Source organism: Streptomyces sp. NPDC044984, from assembly GCF_040646935.1.
Classification (GTDB): domain Bacteria; phylum Actinomycetota; class Actinomycetes; order Streptomycetales; family Streptomycetaceae; genus Streptomyces.
In genome coordinates this window covers 1-22,470 of record NZ_JBEZBE010000010.1, presented here as the reverse complement: position 1 = coordinate 22,470, position 22,470 = coordinate 1, and the positions used below count along the sequence as shown (strand labels likewise).

General features: G+C 75.4%; 4 protein-coding genes. 3 read left to right on the top strand and 1 reads right to left on the bottom strand.

The features are described from left to right. The first annotated feature begins 194 nt into the window (after positions 1-194). Positions 195-743, top strand: coding sequence for a TetR family transcriptional regulator (locus AB0A94_RS13205; protein WP_361743258.1), 549 nt, complete (start codon positions 195-197; stop codon positions 741-743). Between the two features lie 25 nt (positions 744-768). Further along, a complete protein-coding gene (locus AB0A94_RS13200) occupies positions 769-2,937 on the top strand; it encodes an MMPL family transporter (protein WP_361743255.1) in 2,169 nt (722 codons plus the stop codon). A gap of 216 nt (positions 2,938-3,153) precedes the next feature. Here AB0A94_RS13200 and AB0A94_RS13195 read toward each other — a convergent pair whose 3' ends face one another. Then, positions 3,154-4,707, bottom strand: coding sequence for an MFS transporter (locus AB0A94_RS13195; RefSeq protein WP_361743252.1), 1,554 nt, complete (start codon positions 4,705-4,707; stop codon positions 3,154-3,156). 522 nt (positions 4,708-5,229) lie between these two features. On the opposite strand from AB0A94_RS13195, the gene AB0A94_RS13190 reads away from it, so the two are divergent. After that, positions 5,230-22,470 (top strand): amino acid adenylation domain-containing protein (locus tag AB0A94_RS13190; RefSeq protein WP_361743249.1); only part of this gene is annotated, 17,241 nt, incomplete at its 3' end.

The following is a 22,470-nucleotide window of genomic DNA, read 5'->3' as shown; positions in this document are numbered from 1 at the left end:
CCGGCAAGGCGCCGGAGAGGCGGGGAGCTGCCCCGCGGTGCCGTGCTCTTCGAGGGCCGGCGCCTTTTCGCGCGGGTCGGTGAGGTCGGCCGTGTGTGCCCTGCGCGAGTCCCGGGCGGGAGGAGTGACGCAGGCCACAGCGCCACACTGTCCGATCGGTCAGAACTGACCGATCGGACAGTTATGGTTGAGGAATGGCACGCTCCGCCTCCGCCATGCGCGGTCAGATCCTGGAGTCGGCACTGCGACTGTTCGCCGTGCACGGCTTCCGCGGCACCTCGCTGCAGGACATCGCCTCCGACGCGGGCTGCTCGAAGGCGTCCCTCCTCTACCACTTCGCCGGCAAGGAAAAGATCCTCACCGAGCTGCTGACCCCCACCCGGGACGCCCTCGCCACGCTGCTCGACCGCGTGGCCGGGCTGACCGGCGGCCGGCTGGTGGAGGAGACCGTCGTCGGGTACGTCGAGCTGACACTGCGGTTCCGCCGCGAGATCCGGCTTCTCTTCGAGGACATCGCCGAGATGTCCTGCCACCAGGACCTCAACGTCATGGAGCTGGCGGACGGGCTGCTGGACGCGCTGGCCGGCCGCTCGCAACGGGCACCGGCCCGGGTGGCGGCGTGGATGGTGCTGGGCGCCGTCTTCATCACCGGTGCCGCCGATGACGAGGTGGCGCCGGACGAGGTACTGCGCGCCGAAATGATCCGCAGCGCGCTGCGGACGCTTGACCACACCCCCAGTTGACCCCTAACGGAAAGACCCCTCCTCCATGGCGACCCTGCTGTACCGGCTCGGGCGGTTCTCCTTCCGCAGAAGAGGCCGAATAGCCGCCCTCTGGCTGCTCCTGCTGACCCTGCTGGGTGTCGGCGCCGCCACCCTGATGGGCCCGACCAGCGACAAGTTCTCCATGCCGGGCACCGAGTCCCAGCGGGCGCTGGACGACCTCGACCGGCAGTTCCCGCAGGCCGGCGGAGCCACCGGAACCATCGTCCTCGCCGCGCCCGAGGGCGGGAAGCTGGACCCCGCAGCGGTGGCGCCCCTGGTGAAGGAAGCCTCCGGGATCGACGGCGTCACCGCCGCCATGGACCCGTTCCAGGCCGGCTCGGTCTCCCAGGACGGCCGCTACGCCCTGATCCAGGTGCAGTTCGACAAGGCCGCCGACGAGGTCACCGACGAGCAGAAGTCGGCCTACGAGGCGGTCGGCGCCGACGCCGAGGGCCTGCGGGTCGAGCACGGCGGCGAGGTCATGGGCGGTGAGGTGGAGATCGGCTCCACCGAGGCGCTCGGCGTCCTGGTCGCCGCGGTGGTCCTGGTCGTCACCTTCGGCTCGCTGGTCGCCGCCGGCATGACCCTGCTGAACGCGCTGATCGGCGTCGCGGTCGGCATGGCCGGCCTCTTCTCCCTGACCAGCGTGATCGAACTGACCTCCACCGCCCCCGTCCTGGCGCTGATGCTGGGCCTGGCCGTCGGCATCGACTACTCGCTCTTCATCACCTCCCGCTACCGCCAGTACCTCGCCGAGGGCCTGAAGCCCGAGGAGGCCGCCGGCCGCGCGACCGGAACCGCCGGCTCCGCCGTCGTCTTCGCCGGTGCCACCGTCGTCATCGCCCTGGCCGGCCTCTCCGTCGTCGGCATCCCCTTCCTGAGCGTGATGGGACTGGCCGCGGCGGGCACCGTCGCCGTCGCCGTGCTGGTCGCCCTCACCCTGCTGCCGGCCTTCCTCTCCTTCGCCGGCAAGAAGATCCTGCCGCGCAAGCAGCGCCAGGCGGACGGGAACACCGCCGAGGACGGCACCGCCGCCGAGGGCTTCGGCTTCGCCTGGGGCCGGCTCGTCGCCAAGCTGCGCGTGCCGTTCCTGGTCGTCGGCATCCTCGGGCTGGGCGCGCTCACCCTCCCGGCCCAGGACATGCGCATAGCCCTGCCGGACGCGGGCACCGCCGCCGAGGGCTCCCCGGCACGCGAGGCGTACGACCTGACGTCCGAGGGCTTCGGCGAGGGCTTCAACGGCCGTCTCATCGCCGTCGTCAACGGTGACGACGCGCAGTCCACCGGGGCGGCCGCCGAGAAGGCCACCGCCCTCATCAAGGACACCGACGGCATCCTGGCCGTGGCCCCGCCGCAGCTGAACGAGCAGGGCACCACCGCCCTGCTGGCCGTCATCCCCGAGGCCGGCCCGACCGCCGTCGCCACCGAGGACGCCGTCCACGACATCCGCGACCGGGTCGCGGACGTCGAAGGCGCCGACATCGCCCTCACCGGCGCGACAGCGCTGGGCATCGACGTCTCGGAGAAGCTCGCCGACGCCCTGCCGGTGTACCTGCTCCTGGTGGTGGGCCTGTCGGTCCTGCTGCTCATGCTGGTCTTCCGGTCGGTCCTGGTACCGCTGAAGGCGGCCCTGGGCTTCCTGCTCACCGTGGGCGCGACCTTCGGCATCACCGTCGCCATCTTCCAGGAGGGCCACCTCGCCGGCCTGGTGGGCGTCGACACCCCCGGCCCGCTGGTGAGCTTCCTGCCGATCCTGCTCATCGGCATCCTGTTCGGCCTCGCCATGGACTACGAGGTCTTCCTCGTCTCCCGCATGCGCGAGGACTTCGTCCACGGCGCCGACCCGCAGGCGGCCATGGTCAGCGGCATGGGTCACAACGCCCGCGTCGTCACGGCCGCCGCGCTCATCATGACGTCCGTGTTCGGGGGCTTCGTCCTGATGGACGACCCGATCATCAAGTCCATCGGGTTCGCCCTCGCCGTCGGCGTGGTCGTCGACGCCTTCGTCGTCCGCATGGCGCTGGTTCCGGCGGTGATGTCGCTGCTCGGCCGTGCCGCCTGGTGGCTGCCGGGGCCCGTCGACAAGGCCCTGCCCGACCTCGACATCGAGGGCGAGAAACTGAACCGGCAGCTGGCCGCGGAGACGCGCGACGAGACCCCCGTCCCGGTCTGACCCCCGTCCCGGTCTGACCCCCGTCCCGGTCTGACCCGCGCACCGGCCGGCCCGGACCGCACCCCGGAGGGCGGGACCCGCACAGCGGTCCCGCCCTCTTCCGTTCACCCCGTCCCACCTTGCCGAGGCCGGATCGCGGGCGTATGAACCGAACGCCGCGCACGAGCGGTTCGTCCACCGCTTCAGCGGGCCGGAGCCGAGAGCCTCGGCACTGGCCTATGTCCGGACGGGTCCCGGTTCCTGTTCCGGGCCGGGTTCCCCGTGCGCGGTGCGCAGGGGCGTCTCCCGCATCAGCAGGACGGCGGCCAGTGCGAGCAGGGCGAAGGGCACGGCGGCGGCGAACACGTCACCGAAGGCCTGCCCGTACACCGCCCGGACGTTCTCCACGGCCGAGGGCGGCAGCGTGCCCAGGTCCGGCAGTCCGCCGTCGAGCCCGGTCCCGGCCGCGGCGTGTGCGGAGGACAGGGCGTCCACGCGGGCGGTCAGCAGGGAGCCGAGTGCGGCGAGTCCGAGCACACCGCCGAGGCTGCGGGAAAGGACCACCAAGGTGGTGGTGGCGCCCAGGTCGTCCGGTGGCGCCGCGTTCTGGGCGATCGGCACGAGGTTCTGCGAGACGATGCCGACGCCCGCGCCTCCCGTGAACAGGGCGGCGCCCACCAGCGGCAGCGGGGTGTCCGCCGTCACGGTGCCCATGAGCGAGAAGCCGAGGACGAGCAGCAGTCCTCCGACGGCCAGGAGGCGTTTCCAGCGGCCCCGCGCGGCGATCAGACGGCCGGCGACGCCGGAGGTCACCAGCAGACCCGCGATCATCGGCAGGGTCAGCAGGCCCGACACGGCCGGCGACTGCGCCCGGGCGGTCTGGAAGTACTGACCCAGCAGGGCGGGGGCGGCGAACAGCGCCGGTCCGACCGCGAAACCGGCGAGCGCCGACAGGGCGACGGTGCGGTCGCGCAACAGGCGCAGCGGCACCAGCGGATCGGCGGCCCGTGACTCACGGCGGACGAACAGCACGGCCAGGACGAGCACGGCGCAGGCCGCTCCCGCGGTCGGCCAGGACACCCACGGGGCGCTGGTACCGGCCCGGGTGACGGCGAGGAGGAGCGTACCGACCACCGCGGTGAGCAGGGCCGCGCCCCAGAGGTCGGGACGGGTTCCGTGCGCAGCACGCCCGGAACCGGGCCCGGGCAGCCGCAGTGTCCGGTGGAGGGTGAGTCCGGCGCCGGCCGCGAGGAGCACGCCCAGATGGAAGCAGCCGCGCCAGCCCACCCCGGGGGTGTCGGCGAGGAGGCCGCCGAGCGGGGGGCCGGCGACCGTTCCGGCCGTGACGACCAGCGTGATGCGGCCGTTGTACCGGCCACGCTCCCGTGGCGGGACCAGCGCGGCCATGACGACCTGGGCCAGCGCGTTCACCCCGCCGGCTCCCAGCCCCTGCACGGCCCGGCCCGCGACGAGCTGCCCGACGTCACCGGCCAGCGCGCACCACGCCGACCCGAGGGCGAACAGGCCGAGCGAGCACTCGATCAGCGTCTTGCGGTCCGTGCGGTCGGCGAGCTTCCCCCAGAGCGGCAGGCTCAGCGTGGAGGAGACCGTCGTGGCCGCGACGACCCAGGTGAAGGCGGCCTGGCCGCCCTCCAGGTCGGTGACGACGCGGGGCAGCGCGGTGACGACCACGGTGCCGGCCAGCAGGCCGGCGAAGAGGCCGAGCAGCAGGGCGCGGAACGCGCGGCGGGTTTCGGCGGGGCTCATCAAGGGGGTGCCGAGCTGAGCCATGAGGGTCCTCGGGGGTTGCCGCCGCACGACGCGGCGGGGAGGGGCCGGGAGAGCATCGGGGAGGGATCGGGAGGGCAGGGCGAGGTGAGCGCCGGGGGGACACGGAACCGAAGAGGCGCCGCGACGGCTCGATGATGGCATCCGGCCGCGGGCGGCGGACGCCGTCCAGGAGCACACATATCGCCGCAGTTGGGGGAAAGTTCAGCCGGGTGAACAAGAGGTCTCCGCAAGTGATGCCGGGGTGAATGCCGGGCGTGCGCCGCAGGAGGAATGCGCAGTTCCTGGCCCGGCGCCGATCGCCGCGGAGGGACGCGCGACGCGGGACAGTTCACCTGAAGATCATTTCCCGCCCGTGGGCACCCCGGCAGGTCAACTCGCCGTGCTAGACACCGATGTGACAGACGATCACCCCGGACCGGGGTCGGCCGGCACGGTGAACGCCGTGGTCACCGGGGTTTTCCCGGTCCGGCACCGAGGCCGGGCCACGCTCGCCGCTCATCCGTACGCCTGGGAGTTACGCACGTGCTAGACGACCACCCTCGTGGCCTGCCGCTGACCCCGGGACAGTCGGGCATCTGGTTCGGCCAGCAACTGGCACCGGAGAGCCGCGCCTACAACCTCGGCGTCTACGTCGACATCACCGGCCCGCTCGACCTCGCGCTGCTGGCCGAGGCGACGCGCCGCTTCCTCGACGAGGCCGACGGATTCCGCGTCCGGATCGGGGAGCACGAGGGCGAACTGCGCCAGTGGGTCGAGCCGACCGGCGCGTGGGAACAGCTCTTCGTCGACATGTCGGCCGAGGCCGACCCCGAGGCCGCGGCCCACGCCTGGATGAAGGCCGACATGGCGCGCCCGCGCCTCCTGGGCCGCCCGCCGAACCTCACGAGCGCGGTGATCCGCGTCGCCGGGCAGCGCCACTGGTGGTACTCGGGCATCCACCACCTGATCAGCGACGGGTTCGGCGCCGGGATCGCCGTACGGCGCGCGGCGGCCCTCTACACCGCGCTCGCCGAGGGGCGCGACCCCGCGGAGGGCGCCCTGCGGCCGCTCCGGGAACTGCTGGACGAGCAGGCGGCCTACCGGGCCTCGGACGACTTCCGCGCCGACCGGGCGTACTGGCTGGAACGGATGGCCGGCCGGCCCGAGCCGACGGGACTGGCGGAGCGTGCCGCGTCGCCCTCCGCCCCGGTGCACCGGCGGACCTCGTGGCTGAACCCCGGGACCGAGTCGGGGATGCGGAAGGTCGCGCGGAGCGGCCGGTCGAGCTGGCCGGCCGCCTTCGTCGCGGGCGTCACCGCCTATCTGCACCGGATGACCGGGGCGGACGAGCTGGTGCTGGGCCTCCCGGTCACCGCGCGCGTCGGTTCCGTCGCGGAGGCCGCCCCCGGCATGGTGTCCAACGTCGTCCCGCTGCGGCTGGGGGTGGACCCCGGACTGACGTACGGCGAGCTGACCGCCCGGGTCGCGGCCGAGATGAAGAACGCGGTGCGGCACCAGCGTTATCCGGAGGCGGACCTCGCCCGCGACCTCGGTCTCTCCGCGGGGGGCCGGCTCTACGGGCCGGTCGTCAACGTCATGCCGTTCGGCCAGGACTTCGCCTTCGGCGGCCTCCGCGGCTCCCTGCGCAGTCTGGCCGTGGGACCGGTGGCCGACCTGTCGGTCGCCTGCTACGGCGGGCGCCCGGGACAGCGCGGCGCGATCGAGGTCGTCGTCGACGGGAACCCCGAACTGTACGCGGCCGGTGAACTGGCCGGGCACCACGAGCGGTTCCTGCGGCTGCTGGAGAGGCTCACCGCGGGGGACGACGCCGCCGCGCGGCCGATCGGCCACGGTGACCTGCTCGACGAGGACGAACGCCGGCGCGTGCTGGGCGGCTGGTCCGGCGGTGCCGGAGCCGTCGGCGAGGTCGCTCCCGCCGGGGAGGGCGGCGCGGGGAGCACCCCGGAGAGCGACCCGTGGCGGCTGGTCGCGGCGCAGGCGGCCCGGACCCCGGACGCCGTCGCGGTGACCGCCCGGGGGACGTCCCTGACGTACGGCGAACTGGTCGGTCGGGCGGCCCGGCTGGCCGGTGTCCTGGCCGGTCACGGAGTGGGGCCGGAGGACCGCGTGGCGCTGGCGCTGCCACGCTCGGTGGACCTGGTGACCGGCGTACTGGCCTGCCTGCGTGCCGGCGCCGCCTACCTGCCGCTGGACCTGTCGCACCCGGCGGAGCGGCTGGAGCTCATGGTGGCCGAGGCACGGCCGGCCGTGGTCCTGACGACGGCCGAACTGGCCGGACGGGTGCCGCGGGGACCGCGACGCGTGCTGATCGACGGGCCGTGGGACGCCGCCCCCGCCGACGCCCGAACCGGTGCTGATGCCCCGGCGGCGGGCGGCGTCGCGGCACCGCCCGTCACGGTGCACGGTTCGGCCGCGGCGTACGTCGTCTTCACCTCCGGGTCGACAGGACGGCCCAAGGGCGTGGTCGTCCCCCGGGCGGGCCTCGCCAACCTGCTGCTGGACATGGCCGGGCGGACCGGCCTCGGCGGCGGCGACCGCCTGCTCGCCGTGACCACGCTGGGCTTCGACATCGCCAACCTGGAGCTGCTCGCGCCCCTGGTGGCCGGTGCCGCGGTGGTGGTGGCCGGGCCCGACGAGACACGCGACCCGGCACGGCTGCGGCGGCTGCTGTCGGCCGAGGGCGTCTCGGTGATGCAGGCGACGCCGAGCCTGTGGCAGGCGGTGTCCGCGGAGGTCGCCCCCGTCCTCGGCGGCGTCCGGGTCCTCGTCGGCGGTGAGGCGCTGCCGGCCGCGCTGGCGCGTGAACTCGTCGCGTCCGCCGCGTCGGTGACCAACGTCTACGGACCCACGGAGACGACGGTCTGGTCGACCGCGGCGGACCTGTCGGCCGAGGACGCCGAAGCGGCGACGGTCACCGTCGGACGGCCGATCGCCGGTACCGCGGTGTACGTGCTGGACGGGGCGGCGCGACCCGCGCCGCCCGGCGTGGTGGGCGAGCTGTACATCGCCGGCGCCGGACTGGCGCGCGGGTACGCGGGGCGGCCCGGCCTGACGGCCGAACGCTTCGTGGCCGACCCCTTCGGCGCCCCCGGCACCCGCATGTACCGGACCGGCGACCTCGTACGGTGGACGCGGGACGGCCGGCTCGCCTACGTGGGCCGGGCTGACCAGCAGGTCAAGGTGCGCGGCCACCGTGTCGAGCCGGGCGAGATCGAGGCCGTGCTCGCGCGGCAGCCGGGCGTGGACCGTGCCGCGGTCGTGCTCCGCGAGGACACGCCGGGCCGGCGGCAGCTGACGGCGTACCTCGTCCCGGGCACGGAGCCGGTGGCAGACGGACCCGAGCTGGCCGAGGCACTGGCACGGCACCTTCCCCCGTACATGGTGCCCGCCGCCTTCATCACCCTCCCGGAACTGCCCCTGACGGCGAACGGCAAGCTCGACCGGGCCGCGCTGCCCGCGCCGGCGGCGGCCGTCCCCGGCGGTGGCCGGACACCACGGACCCCGGTCGAGGAGACCCTCTGCCGGCTCTGCGCCGGCCTGCTCGGCACACCGGGCGTGAGCGTCGACGACGACTTCTTCGCCCTCGGCGGCGACAGCGTCTCGGCGATGCGCCTGGTCGCCGCCGCACGCCGCGAGGGACTGACCCTCACCCTGCGCGACGTGTTCGAGCACCCGGCCGTGGCGGACCTCGCCGCCCGCGCGCTCCCGCGGGAGGACGCCACGGACGACGCCTCCCCGGCACCGGAGCCCCCGGACGCCCCCCTGTTCACCGAGGCGGAACTCCGGCTCCTGCGCGCCCGTCACCCGCGGCTCTCGGACGCCCTGCCCCTGACCCCCGTCCAGCAGGGCCTGCTGTTCCAGTCCCTGCACGACGCGCAGGCCGCCGGGGACGACGACTACACCGTGCAGCTCGGCTTCACGGTGGAGGGCCCGCTGGACGGACACCGGCTGCGTGCGGCCTGGCACGCCCTGCTGCGCCGGCACCCCGTCCTGCGCTCCGCGTTCGTCGCCGACGCCGCCGACGTACCGGCGCAGGTGGTGCTCGACGACGTCGAGCTTCCCTGGCGCGACGTGGACCTCGCACAGCCGCCCACGGACACCGACGACCGGGAGCGGGACCGGCGGCTGCGGCAGATCGCCGCCGAGGAACGGGCCGGACGCTTCGACCTGGCGCGCCCCCCGCTGCTGCGGATCGCCCTGGTGCGGCTCGCCCCCGAGCGGCACGCCGTGCTCTTCACCCACCACCACATGCTGCTCGACGGCTGGTCGCTGCCCCTGCTGGGCCGTGAGCTGTTCGCGCTGTACCACGACGAGCCCCTGCCGCCGGTGACCCCGGCACGCGCCTACCTGTCCTGGCTCGGACGGCAGGACCGCGACGCGGCCCGTGCCGAGTGGAGCGCCGCGCTCGACGGGCTCGACGCGCCGACGCTCCTCGTGCCGGACGCCGCCGGAGCGGCGGAGCCGGCGCAGGGCCGGTACACCGTCGACCTGCCGGCCCGTACCACCGACGCCCTGCGGGACCTGGCCGCCGCGCACGGCCTCACCCTCAACACCGTCCTCCAGGGCGCCTGGGCCCTCCTCCTCGCCGGGCTGACCGGGCGCGACGACGTCGTGTTCGGCACCACCGCCGCCAGCCGTCCCGCCGATATCGACGGGGCCGAGTCCATGGTCGGACTGTTCGTCGACACCGTCCCCGTACGCGTACGGCTGCGTCCGGCGGACGACCTGCTCGGTGTCCTGCGCGGGATGCAGCGCCGGCAGTCGCGCCTCGCGGCCGCCGCGCACCTGGGCCTGCCGGACATCACCCGCCCGACCGGGCTCGACCGGCTCTTCGACACCGTCCTGACCTTCGAGAACTTCCCCGTCGACCCGGCCGCCTTCCGGCCGGGCCCCGGCCTCGGCATCACCGGTCCGCACGTCCACGCGGGCACCCACTACGCGCTGACCCTGCTGGTGGTGCCGGAGGACGCCGGGCTCAGCCTGCGGTTCGGCTACCGGACCGGAGCCTTCTCGCCGGAGGACATCGCCCTCGTCGGCGAACGGCTGGTGCGGCTGCTGGAAGGGCCGCTCGCCGACCCCGCCCGGACCGTCGGCTCCGTCGACGTGCTCCTCCCCGAGGAACGGCGGCAGGTGCTGACGGAGTGGAACGACACCGCCGTGCCGGTGCCGCCCGTCACCGTGCCCCAACTGGTCGCGGCACAGGCGGCGGCCACGCCCGACGCGACCGCAGTGGTGCACGGGGACGGCGGGGACGGCACCGAGGAGCTGACGTACGCCGGGTTCGACGCCCGGGTGGCGGCGCTCGCGGCGCTGCTGCGCGAGCGCGGGGCCGCGCCCGAGACCCGCGTGGCCGTCGCCGTGCCGCGCTCGGCGGACCTGCTCGTCGCCGTCCACGCCGTGCTGCGCGCGGGCGCGGTGTACGTGCCGGTGGACCCGGACCTGCCGGCGGAGCGGATCGGACTGCTGCTGGACGAGGCGGCCCCGGCCTGCGTCCTCACCACGCGCGCCCTCGCCGGGCGGTCCCCCCGCCTGGGCGGCCCGGACACGATCCTCCTCGGGGACGGCGCGCCCGCCGGCGACCGGGGAGCCCTGACCTCGCCGGTCCCCGTGGCGCCCGCCTCGGCCGCGTACATGATCTTCACCTCGGGCTCGACCGGCCGTCCGAAGGGCGTCGTCGTCTCCCACGAGGCCATCGCCAACCGGGTGCTGGGCATGCAGCGGGAGTTCGCCCTGACCGCAGACGACCGGGTGCTGCACAAGACGCCCGTCGGGTTCGACGTGTCCGTGTGGGAGCTGCTGTGGCCGCTGACCACGGGCGCCGCGGTGGTCGTGGCACGCCCCGGCGGGCACCGTGACCCGGAGTACCTGGCGGCCGCCGTCGAGACCCACCGGGTGACGACGGTGCACTTCGTCCCGTCCATGCTCCGGGTGTTCCTCGACGAACCCGCCGCGGCCGCGGCGGGGGCCGGGCTGCGGCGCGTGATCTGCAGCGGCGAGGCGCTTGCGGCCGAACTCGCCGACACCTGCCTCGGCCTCCTCGGCGTTCCGCTGTTCAACCTCTACGGGCCGACCGAGGCGGCCATCGACGTCACCCGGTGGAGCTGCGTCCCCGCCGAGGCGGGCACCACGGCGCCCGCCGGTACGGGCACGGTCCCCATCGGCGGTCCGGTGGACAACACCCGGGTGTACGTGCTCGACGCGGCGCTCCGGCCGGCCGCCCCGGGCGTCGCGGGTGAGCTGTACCTGGCGGGACGCCAGCTCGCCCGCGGCTACCCGGCCCTGCCCGGGACGACCGCGCTCCGCTTCGTGGCCGACCCCTTCGGCCCCGCGGGCGGCCGCATGTACCGCACCGGCGACCTGGCGCGGTGGCGCGGCGACGGCACGCTGGAGTACCTGGGCCGGACCGACCACCAGGTCAAGATCCGGGGGGTGCGCGCGGAACCCGCCGAGATCGAGGCCGCGCTCGCCGGGCACCCGGCGGTGCGCCGGACCGCGGTGATCGTGCGGGAGGACGAGCCGGGCCGGCCGCAGCTCACCGCCTACGTGGTGCCGGCCCTCCACGGGCGTGACACGGACGTGTCCGGGTCCGAGCGGGTACGGGCACAGGTACAGGAGTGGAACGCCGTCTGGGAGTCGGTCTACGCGCCCGCCGCCCAGGCACCGTCCGCACCGGGTACCACCGGCGGACCCCCCGCCTTCGGCGACGACTTCTCCAGCTGGGACAGCAGCTACGACGGCCGGCCCCTCCCGCACCGGGAGATGAGCCGCTGGCGCGACGCGACCGTGGAGCGGATCCGCACCCTGCGTCCCGTCCGCCTGCTGGAGATCGGCGTCGGCGCGGGCCTGCTGCTGTCACGGCTCGCCGGGGACACCGAGACCTACTGGGCGACCGACTTCTCCGCCGCGGTGATCGGCACGCTGCGCGACCGGCTGCCCGGCCACCTCGCCGGCCGCGTCACCCTGCGGCACCGGGCGGCGGACGACACCGGGGGCCTGCCCACCGGATTCTTCGACACCGTCGTGCTGAACTCGGTGATCCAGTACTTCCCGGACGCCGGCTACCTGGACCGGGTGATCCACGCCGTCACGCCGCTGCTGGCCCCCGGCGGGCGGATCTTCGTCGGTGACGTACGGGACCTGCGGGCCGCCCGCGTCTTCGAGACGGAGAAGCACCTCGTCCGCCTCCCCCCGGGCCGGCACACCGGCACCGCGGAACTGCGCCGGTCCATCGGCCGGGCCCTGCTGAACGAGAACGAACTCCTCGTCGACCCCGCCTGGTTCACCGCGCGGACCGGCGCCGGCACTCCCTTCACCGCCGCGGACGTCCAGGTCAAGCGGGGCCGTTACCGCAACGAACTCAGCCGCTACCGCTACGACGTCGTCCTGCACACGGCCCCGGCGGCCGCGGCGCCGCCGGCCGACAGCCACGACGCCGGCGACGGAACAGACCTGGACGGGCTGCGGCACATCCTGTCCACGACCCGCCCGGCCCGGCTGCGCGTGTCGGGACTCCCCGACGAGCGCACCGCCCGGCAGGTCCTGGCGGCCCGGCGGCTGGACGAGGGGACCGAACCCGCCCGTGCCGCGCGCCTCCTCGCGGACGACGTCCCGGTGCCCGGCGCGGTGGACCCCGAGGACCTGTACGCCCTCGCCGGGGAACTGGGCTACCGGGTGGCCGTGGCGCCGTCGGCGACCGGCCCCGGCGCGGTGGACGCCGTCTTCCGGCGCACGGACGCCCCGGACTCCCCGACCGGTGCGGCCACCCCGGACGCCGTGACCGGTGAAGTGCTGTGCGCCTACCGGGCCACGACGGAATCCGTCCCGGCCCGGGCGCGGCACACCAACGACCCGGGCCTCGCCCGCAGGCTCGCCGTGCTCCCGGCCGAACTGCGGACCCTCGCCGAACGCACCCTGCCCGACGCCCTCGTGCCCGCCGCCTTCGTGGTGCTGGCGGAGCTGCCGCTCACCACGAACGGCAAGCTGGACCGTGCCGCCCTTCCGGCGCCGGACTTCGCGGCCGCACCGGACAGCCGGGCGCCGCGCGACGCGACCGAGCAGGCCCTGTGCACCGCCTTCGCCCGGCTGCTGGGCGTCCCGCACGTGGGGATCGACGACAGTTTCTTCGCACTGGGCGGCGACAGCGTGCTGGCCATGCGGCTGGTGGGCGCCGCGCGCCGGGCGGGGATCGGCCTGGCCGTCCGCGACGTCTTCGCGCACCCCACCGTCGCGGCCCTCGCCTCCGTGGCGCGGGAAGCCGAGGGCACCGACGCCGCCGAAGCGCCGGAGGCGGCACGCGAGGAGCCCCTGCTGCCGCTGCCGGCGCCGGTGCGCGAGCGGCTGACCGCCCCGTACCCGGGCCCGGCGGACATGCCCGTCCTCCCGCTGACGCCGTTGCAGGAAGGACTGCTCTTCGAGTCCCTGACCGCCGCACGGGCCGGGGAGGACGGTCCGGCCCGGGCGGACGACTACACCGTCCAGCTGTCGCTCACGCTGGACGGTCCCCTCGACCCGGTCCGGCTGCGCACCGCCTGGGCCCGGCTGCTGGCCCGGCACGGCAGCCTGCGGGCCGCCTTCGTGCACGACGCGGACGCGGGCCCGGTGCAGATCGTCTCCGGCGAGGTGGAACCGCCCTGGCGGGAGACGGACCTGTCCACGGCCGACGGGCCGGAGCGGGAGTCGCGGCTCGCCGAGCTGCGGGCCGCGGAGCGACGGACCCCGTTCGACCCGGCGCGGCCGCCGCTGTTGCGCGTGGCGCTGGCCCGGCTGGCCCCGCACCGGCACACGATGATCGTGACCTACCACCACATCCTGCTCGACGGCTGGTCACAGCCGCTGCTGCTGAACGAACTGCTGACCGCCTACGCCGAGCCGGACTCCCTCCCCCCGGCGCCGCAGTTCGAGCGGTACCTGTCCTGGCTCGCCCGGCAGGACAAGGACGCGGCACGGCGGGCGTGGCGGCAGGCGCTCGACGGCGCCGAACCGACCCTCGTGGTGCCGGTGACCGGCAGCCGGACCGACCACGACGACACCGGCAGCACGGCGTACGCACCCGGGCACGAGGTCGTGGAGCGCCTGCTGCCCCCGGACCTGACGTCCCGCCTGACCGCGCACTGCCGCCGCCACGATCTGACACCGGCCACCCTGGTGCAGGGCGCGTGGGCCACCCTGATCGGCGCGCTGACGGGCCGTGACGACGTCGTCCTCGACGCTCCGAACGCGGGCCGCCCGGCCGACGTCGAGGACGTGGAGTCCGTCATCGGTCTGTTCATCAGCACCGTTCCGGTGCGGGTGCGCCTCGACCCGGTGCGGCCGATGGCCGCCGTCCTGCGCCGGCTGCAGGACGAGCAGTCCCGTCTCGCCGCCCACCAGCACCTCGGACTGCCGGAGATCCAGCGGCAGACCGGTGCCGGAGCGCTCGCCGACACGATGGTGGTGTTCCTCAACTTCCCGCTGGACCCGGCCGTGTTCCGGCCGGCGGACGGCATCCGCGTCTCCGCCGTCGACGGTGGGGTGGCCACGAGCTACCCGCTGCGGCTGCTCGCCACCCCCGGCGAGCGGCTGCACCTCACCCTCGGCTACCACACCTCCGCCTACGACCGGACCGCCGCCGAAGCGCTCATGGACCGGCTGGTGCGCCTCTTCGAGGAGTTCGGCGACGGCCTGGACCGGCCCGCAGGACGCGCCGGCGTCCTCACCCCGCGCGAACGCGGCCACCTGCTGACCGCCTGGCAGGGAGCACAGGACGGGACCACGGCGGACGGCACCGTCACCGGCGTCCTCGAGGACCGGACGGCCACCGCCCCCGACGCCCCGGCGGTCCTCTTCGGGGACGAGTGGCTCACCCACCGCGCACTGCACGCCCGCGCCAACCGCCTCGCCCGCCTGCTCGTCTCCCGGGGCGCCGGGCCCGAACGGACCGTCGCCGTCGCGGTGCCCCGCTCCCCGGACCTGGTGGTGGCCCTGCTGGCGGTCCTCAAGGCCGGCGCGGCGTACCTCCCGGTGGACCCCGGTTACCCGGCGGACCGCATCGCGTACATGCTCGGCGACGCCGGGCCGGTGACGGTGCTGACCACCACCGGGGCGGCCGCGTCACTCCCCGAGGACGCCCGCTCCGGCGCCGTACGGCTCGACGCCCCCGACACCGGACGCGCGCTGCGCGCCCTGCCGGACGGCGACCTCACCGACGACGAGCGCACCGCGCCGCTGAGGCCCGGCCACCCGGCCTGCGTCATCCACACCTCGGGCTCCACCGGGCGGCCCAAGGCGGTCGTGGTGCCGCACGAGGGAGTCGCCGCCTACTTCTCGTACCTGACGTCCGGGACCGCCCGGCTCGGCCCCGACGACGTCGTGCTCAACCTGGCGTCCGTCTCCTTCGACCCCTCGGTGCGCGACATCCTGGGCACCCTGGCCGCCGGCGGGCGCGTCGTCATGGTGCCGCCGGACGAGGCCAACGACGCACGCGCCCTCGTCCGCGCCATGCACCGCCACCGGGTCACCGTGCTGCTCTCCGTCGTACCGTCCCTGCTGGCCGCCCTGAACGAGGAGGCGGCACAGCTGCCCGCCGGTGAACGCCCCTCCCCGCGGCTGGTGATGACCTGCGGCGAAGCGCTCACCGAAAGCCACCTCCGGCAGACGGCCGCCCTCGGGAACCCGCTGGTCGTCAACCAGTACGGGCCCACCGAGGCGACCATGAGCAGCACCTTCCAGGCGGTGGACGAGCCCGGGGCACGGCGGTCCGGCGGGCGCTTCCTGATCGGCCGTCCCCGCCCGGGCGTCCGCGCCTACGTCCTGGACCACCGGCTGCGCATGGTCCCCGCCGGAACGCCCGGCGAGCTCTACCTGGCCGGACCCGGCGTCACCCGGGGGTACGCGGGCCGCCCCGGCGCGTCCGCCGAGCGCTTCCTCGCCGACCCGTACGGCGGGCCCGGCACCCGCATGTACCGCACCGGCGACCTGGCCCGCTGGACCGCGGACGGTCGCCTGGACCACCTCGGCCGCGTCGACCACCAGGTCAAGGTGCGCGGCCACCGCGTCGAACTCGGCGAGATCGAGGCGGTCCTGGAGCGCCACGGGGCGGTCTCCCGCGCCGTCGCGGACGCACGCCGGGACACCCCCGGGGGCGACCTCCGACTGGTCGCCTACGTCGTCCCGGAGACCGGGGCCGGAACCGCAACCGGGCCCGAGAGCGCCCCGGCCCCGGCCGAGCTGCGCCGCCACGCCGCGGCCGGCCTGCCCGGCTACATGGTGCCCTCCGCGTTCGTCGTCCTGGACCGGCTGCCGCTCACCCCCAACGGCAAGGTCGACCGCCGCGCCCTGCCCGGTCCCGGCGCCGCGGACGGCTCCGCGGCGGACGGCGGCCGCGAGGCGCGCACGCCGCTCGAGGAAGTGCTGTGCGGCCTGTACGCGCGGCTCCTCGGCGTCGGCCGGATCGGCATCGACGACAGCTTCTTCGACCTGGGCGGACACTCGCTGCTCGCCACCCGCCTCGTCGCCCACATACGCAGCGCGCTCGGCGCCGACCTGCCGGTCCGCACCGTCTTCGAGGCCCCCACGGTCGCGGAACTCGCCGAACGCGTCGCCGCCGCCGCGGGCGCCCCGCCCCGTCCCCGTCCCGCCGCCGGCCCCAGGCCCGACGACATCCCGCTGTCCTCCGCCCAGCGCCGCCTGTGGTTCCTGCACCGGTTCGCCGAGGGCGCCGCGGACGGCTACCACATGCGGGTGGTGCTGCGACTGCGCGGTCCCCTCGACCTCCCCGCGCTGCGCGCCGCGCTCGCCGACCTGACCGCCCGTCACGAGGCGCTGCGCACCGTCTTCCCCGACGTCGACGGCCGCCCCCGCCAGGAGATCCTGGACGCCGGTGACGAGCGGGCCCGCCCGGAACCGGAGGCGGTCCGCGTCGCGGAGGCGGACCTGACCGCCGAGCTGGAGCGGACCGTCCGCCGGCCCTTCGACCTGGCCGCCGAGATCCCGCTGCGGGCGGCCCTGCTCGAGCTGGGGGAGGACGACCACGTCCTGGCACTGGTGCTGCACCACATCGCCGCCGACGGCTGGTCGTTCGGACCGCTGGCGGCCGACCTGTCCACCGCCTACCGCAGCCGTGTGCGAGGGCGGGCGCCCGACTGGGCCCCGCTGCCCGTCCAGTACGCCGACTACAGCCTGTGGCAACACGACCTGCTCGCCGACGACGACGCGGAGGGGATGACGGGACGTCAGCTCGCGTACTGGCGGCAGCGGCTCGCGGACCTGCCGGACCGCATCGACCTGCCCGTGGACTTCACTGCCGCCGCGTCCGGTGACCCCACCACCGCCGCACCGGACGACTCCACCGGCACCGCACCCGGCGGCTCGTACCTCTTCCGCATCCCGGCACCGCTCCACGCCCGCCTGGCGGAGCTGGCCCGCGAGCACTCCGCCACCGTCTTCATGACGCTCCAGGCCGCCCTCGCCGCGCTGCTGACCCGCCTCGGCTCCGGTACGGACATCCCGCTCGGCACGGCCGTGGCCGGGCGCGGCGACGAGGCGCTGGAGGACCTCGTCGGCTGTTTCGTCAACACGCTCGTCCTGCGCACCGACACCAGCGGCGACCCGGACTTCCGCGAGCTGCTGCGGCGGGTGCGGGAGACCGACCTCACCGCCTACGCCCACCAGGACGTGCCCTTCGAGCGGCTCGTCGACCACCTGGGCGTGACCCGCTCCCTGGACCGCAACCCGCTGTTCCAGGTGATGCTGGCCGCCCAGCCCGAGCCGACCCGCGACGCCGTCGAACTCCCCGGCCTCACCACCGAGCCGATCCGCGTCGGCGCCGCCACCGCCCGCTTCGACCTCTCCTTCAACATGGCCGAACACCGCACCCCCGAGGGCGCTCCGGACGGGATCGACGGCCGTGTCGAATACCGCGCGGACCGCTTCACCCCCGCGACGGTACGGCTCCTCACCCGGCGCTGGACCCGGCTCCTGGAGTCCTTCGCCGACGACCCGGACCTCACCGTGTCCCGGGCCGCCACCACCGCCGGCGACGAACGCCGACGCGTACTCACCGACTGGAACGACACCGCCATGCGCGTCCCGCCCGCCACCGTGCCCGAACTCCTCGCCGACCGCGTCGCGCGCACCCCGCACGCCGAGGCCGTCGTCTGCGGTGCCGACCGGCTCACCTACGCGCAGCTGGACACCCGCGTCGACGCCCTCGCCCGCCGCCTGCGCGCGCTCGGGGCCCGGCCGGAGCGCCGCGTCGCGGTGCTTGTCCCGCGCTCGGCCGGCCTGCCCGTGGCCCTGCACGCGGTCCTGCGCACCGGTGCCGCGTACGTGCCCGTGGACCCCGACCTTCCGGCGGGACGCGTCGCCCTGCTGCTCGCCGACACCGACCCGGTGTGCGTGGTGACCACCCAGGAGACGCGCGGCCTGCTGCCCCCCGCCGTGCGGGCCCCGGTCCTGCCGCTCGACGGGCCGCCCGGACCACCGGACGACGCCGGGCCCGCCGCCGGGTTCGCGGCACCGCACCGCGACAGCACCGCCTACGTCATCCACACCTCCGGCTCGACGGGACGCCCCAAGGGCGTCGCCGTCCCGCACCGGGCCGTCGTCAACCGGCTGTGGGGCATGCAGGAGCAGTACGGTCTCCGGTCCGACGACCGGGTGCTGCACAAGGCCTCCGCCGGCTTCGACGTCTCCGTGTGGGAGCTGTTCTGGCCGGTGCTCGCCGGCGCCGCCGTGGTCGTCGCCGAGCCCGAGGCGCACCGCAACCCCGCCCGGCTCGCCGAGCTGATACGGGACCGGTCCGTCACCACCGCGCACTTCGTGCCGACCGTCCTGCGCGCCTTCCTGGACCAGCCGGCCGCCGCCGGCTGCACCGGACTGCGCCGGGTGTTCTCGGGCGGCGAGGCCCTGCCCGCCGGCCTCGTACGGCGCTTCCACGACGTGCTCGGCGCCTCGGGCGTGGCTCTCTTCAACCAGTACGGTCCCACCGAGGCCACCGTCGACGTCACCTGGTGGCGCTGCCCCGCCGACCCAGAGGGCCCGCCGCCGCTCGGCCGGCCGGTCGCCAACACCCGCCTGTACGTCCTCGACGCGGCCCTGGAGCCGGTGCCGCCGGGCGCCTCCGGCGAGCTGTGGATCGCCGGTGCCCAGCTGGCCCGCGGCTACCTGGGCCGCCCCGGCGCCACGGCGGAGAGCTTCGTCGCGGACCCCTTCGGGCCGCCCGGCGCCCGGATGTACCGCAGCGGCGACCTCGCCCGCTGGACGGACAACGGCGAACTGGAGTACCTGGGCCGCGTCGACGACCAGGTCAAGATCGGCGGCGTACGCGTCGAACCGGGCGAGGCCGCGGCCGCGCTCGGCGAGCAGGAGGACGTGGGCGCCGCCGTGGTCGTGGCCCACGAGGCTCCCTCCGGCGGCCGGCGCCTGGTCGGCTACGTCGTGCCCGAACGGGGCCGCGCCCTGGACGGCGGACAGGTGCGCCGCCGGGCCGCCGACACCCTGCCCGAGCACCTGGTCCCCGCCGAGATCATGGTGCTCGACGCCCTCCCCGTCACCCCCAACGGCAAGCTGGACCGCGCGGCCCTGCCCGTGCCCGACCCCACCGGCACCGCGGACGGAGGACGCGCGCCGCGCACCCCGGCCGAGGAGACCCTCCGCGGCATCTTCGCCGAACTGCTCGGCGTCGATGCCGGGAGCGTGGGCGCAGACGACGGGTTCTTCGCGCTGGGCGGGGACAGCATCATGTCGATCCAGCTGGTCAGCCGGGCGCGGCGGGCCGGTCTCGTCCTCACTCCGCGCGACGTCTTCACCCACCAGACGGTGGCCGGACTCGCGCGGGTCAGCGGGCGCGCGGACGACCGGCCGGCCGTCCGCGCCGAGGACGACGGGACGGGCCCCGTCGAACTCACCCCGATCGTCCACCGGTTGCGCGAGCGTCACGGACCCGTCGACGCCTTCCACCAGTCGGTGCTGCTCCGGGTTCCGGCCGGGCTGGGGGAGGAGCGGCTGACGGCGGCGGTACGGGCGCTCCTCGACCACCACGACGCCCTGCGGCTGCGGCTGACCCGGACGGCGGGCGGACTGGTCTGGGCGCTGGAGGTGGGTGAGCGGGGCTCGGTGGACGCCGCCTGGTGCGTGCGCCGGGTGCCTCTCGCCGGTACCGATGTGACGGCCGAGACGCGGGCCGCGGTGGCGCGGCTGGCGCCGGAGTCGGGCGTGATGGTGCAGGCGGTGTGGTTCGACGCGGGTCCGGAGGCGTCGGGCCGGCTGCTGGTCGTGGTGCACCACCTGGCGGTGGACGGGGTGTCGTGGCGCGTCCTGCTGCCGGACCTGCGGCAGGCGTGGGAGGCGCTGGCGGCGGGCGAGCAGGTGCGGCTGGACCCGGTGGGCACGTCGTTCCGGCGCTGGGCGGGGCTGCTCGGCGAGCGGGCGCAGGACCCGGCGCTGCTGGCGGAACTCCCTTACTGGACCGAGACGTTCGCGGCCCCGGAGCCGCCGCTCGGTTCCCGCCCGCTGAACCCCGTGCAGGACACGGTGGGCACGGCGCGGCAGCTGACGGTGACGCTGCCGGAGGCGCACACGGGTCCGCTGCTGTCGTCCGTCCCGGCCGCCTTCCACGGCGGGGTCGACGACGTGCTGCTGGGCGCGCTGGCCCTCGCGGTGCGTCAGTGGCGCGAGGCGCGGGGGGTGGACACCGGCGGCGGTGTGCTGGTCGACCTGGAGGGCCACGGCCGCGACACCGACCGGCCGGACGTGGACCTCTCCCGCACGGTGGGCTGGTTCACCCGTGTCCACCCCGTACGGCTCGACGTCACGGGCGACGACCCCGTGGACGCGGCCAAGCAGGCCAAGGAGCAGCTCGGCCGGGTTCCGGGCCGGGGCTCCGGCCACGGCCTGCTGCGCCACCTCAACCCGCAGACGGCCCCGCTCCTCATGCACTGCGCCCGGCCGCAGATCGGCTTCAACTACCTCGGCCGTACGACCGCGTCGCTGTCCACGTCGGAGAACGGCGACTGGACGGTGGCCGACGACGCGCACGCCCTGGGCGCCGGCACCGATCCGGCCACTCCGCTGCTGCACGCGCTCGACGTCAACGCGGTCGCGGTCGACGGTGCGGACGGCCCGGTGCTGTCGGCGACGTTCGCGTGGGCGGGCGGTCTGCTCGACGAGGCGGAGGTGCGGGAGCTGGCCGAGCGGTGGCTGCGGGCGCTGGAGACCCTCGCGGGCACGGATGCCGGGGCCGGCGGTCACACGCCGTCCGACTTCCCCCTCGTACCGGCCCTCACCCAGGAACAGGTGGAGGCCCTCGAGGCCGCGTACCCCGGCCTGGAGGACGTCCTCCCGCTCTCCCCGCTCCAGGAGGGCCTGCTCTTCCACGCCGTCTACGACGGCGGCGAGAGCGACGTCTACACCCCGCAGCTCTGCCTGGACCTCGAAGGCCCGCTCGACGCGGACGCGCTCAGGGCCGCCTGTACGGCGCTGCTGGCCCGGCACGCCAACCTGCGGGCCGCGTTCGTCCACGACGTCACGGACACCCCCGTCCAGGTGATCGCCCGCGATCCCGGACTCCCGTGGCGCACGGCCGACCTGAGCGGCCTGCCCGACACCGAACAGGCCGCTCAGAGCGACCGGATCGCGGACGCGGAACTCGCCGAGCGCTTCGACCCGGCGCGCCCGCCCCTGCTGCGGGCCGCGCTGCTCCGCCTCGGCGACAAGCGCCACCGGCTGGTACTGACGCACCATCACCTCCTGCTGGACGGCTGGTCGGTGCCCGTCCTGGCCCGGGACCTGTTCGCCCTGTACGCGGCCGGGGGACCGGCGGCCACACTGCCCCGGGTCGCCCCCTACGGCGACTACCTGCGCTGGCTGGCCGCGCAGGACCGTGACCAGGCGCACGCCGCCTGGGCCCGGGCCCTGGACGGAGTGGACGAGCCCACGCTCGTCGCCCCCGCCGCCACCGACCGGACGGCGCCGGCCGCGCGCCCCGGACGGGTGCACCCCGAGCTGCCCGAGGGCCTCGCCACCCGCCTCGTCACCTGGGCCCGGTCCCGCGGGCTCACCGTCAACACCGTCCTCCAGGGCGCCTGGGCGCTGCTGCTGTCCCGGCTGACCGGCCGCGACGACGTGGTCTTCGGCACGACGGTGTCCGGCCGGCCGCCGGAGGTGCCCGGCGTCGAGACCATGGCGGGCCTGTTCATCAACACCCTGCCCGTCAGGGCGCGGCTGGACCAGGACCGGACCCTCGAGGAACTGCTGCGCGCACTCCAGGGCGAGCAGGCGGAACTGACGGCCCACCAGTACCTGGGCCTGAACGACATCCACCGCCTGGCCGGAGTGCCGCGCCTCTTCGACTCGGCCATGGTCTACGAGAACTACCCGGTCGACGAGAAGGCCACGGCCCTCACCGGCACCTCCCTCACCCTCACCCGCGCGCAGACCCGTGAGGCGGCCCACTACCGGCTCATGCTGATGGCCGCACCGCACGAGCGGGGACTGTCCCTGCGCATCGAGTACGCGCCCGCCGCGTTCGGGGACGAAGAGGCCCGCGTGATCGCCGACCGGTTCGTCCGGGTGCTGCGGACGTTCGTGGACGAGCCCCACCGGACCGCCGGTACGGTCGAGGTCCTCACCGCCGGGGAGCGGCACCGCATCCTCGCCGACTGGAACGACGCCGACGCGGATTCGGTGAGGTCCGCGACGAGTGTCGTCGAGGCGTTCGCGGCGCAGGTGGCGCGTACGCCGGAGGCCGTGGCCGTCCGCTGGGACGGCGGCGTGCGGACGTACCGC

What these genes read in the sequence shown, in the direction of transcription:
- AB0A94_RS13200 (WP_361743255.1), top strand. Translation starts at nt 769, where the DNA reads ATGGCGACCCTGCTGTACCGGCTCGGGCGGTTCTCCTTCCGCAGAAGA.
- AB0A94_RS13205 (WP_361743258.1), top strand. Translation starts at nt 195, where the DNA reads ATGGCACGCTCCGCCTCCGCCATGCGCGGTCAGATCCTGGAGTCGGCA.
- AB0A94_RS13195 (WP_361743252.1), bottom strand. Translation starts at nt 4,707, where the DNA reads ATGGCTCAGCTCGGCACCCCCTTGATGAGCCCCGCCGAAACCCGCCGC.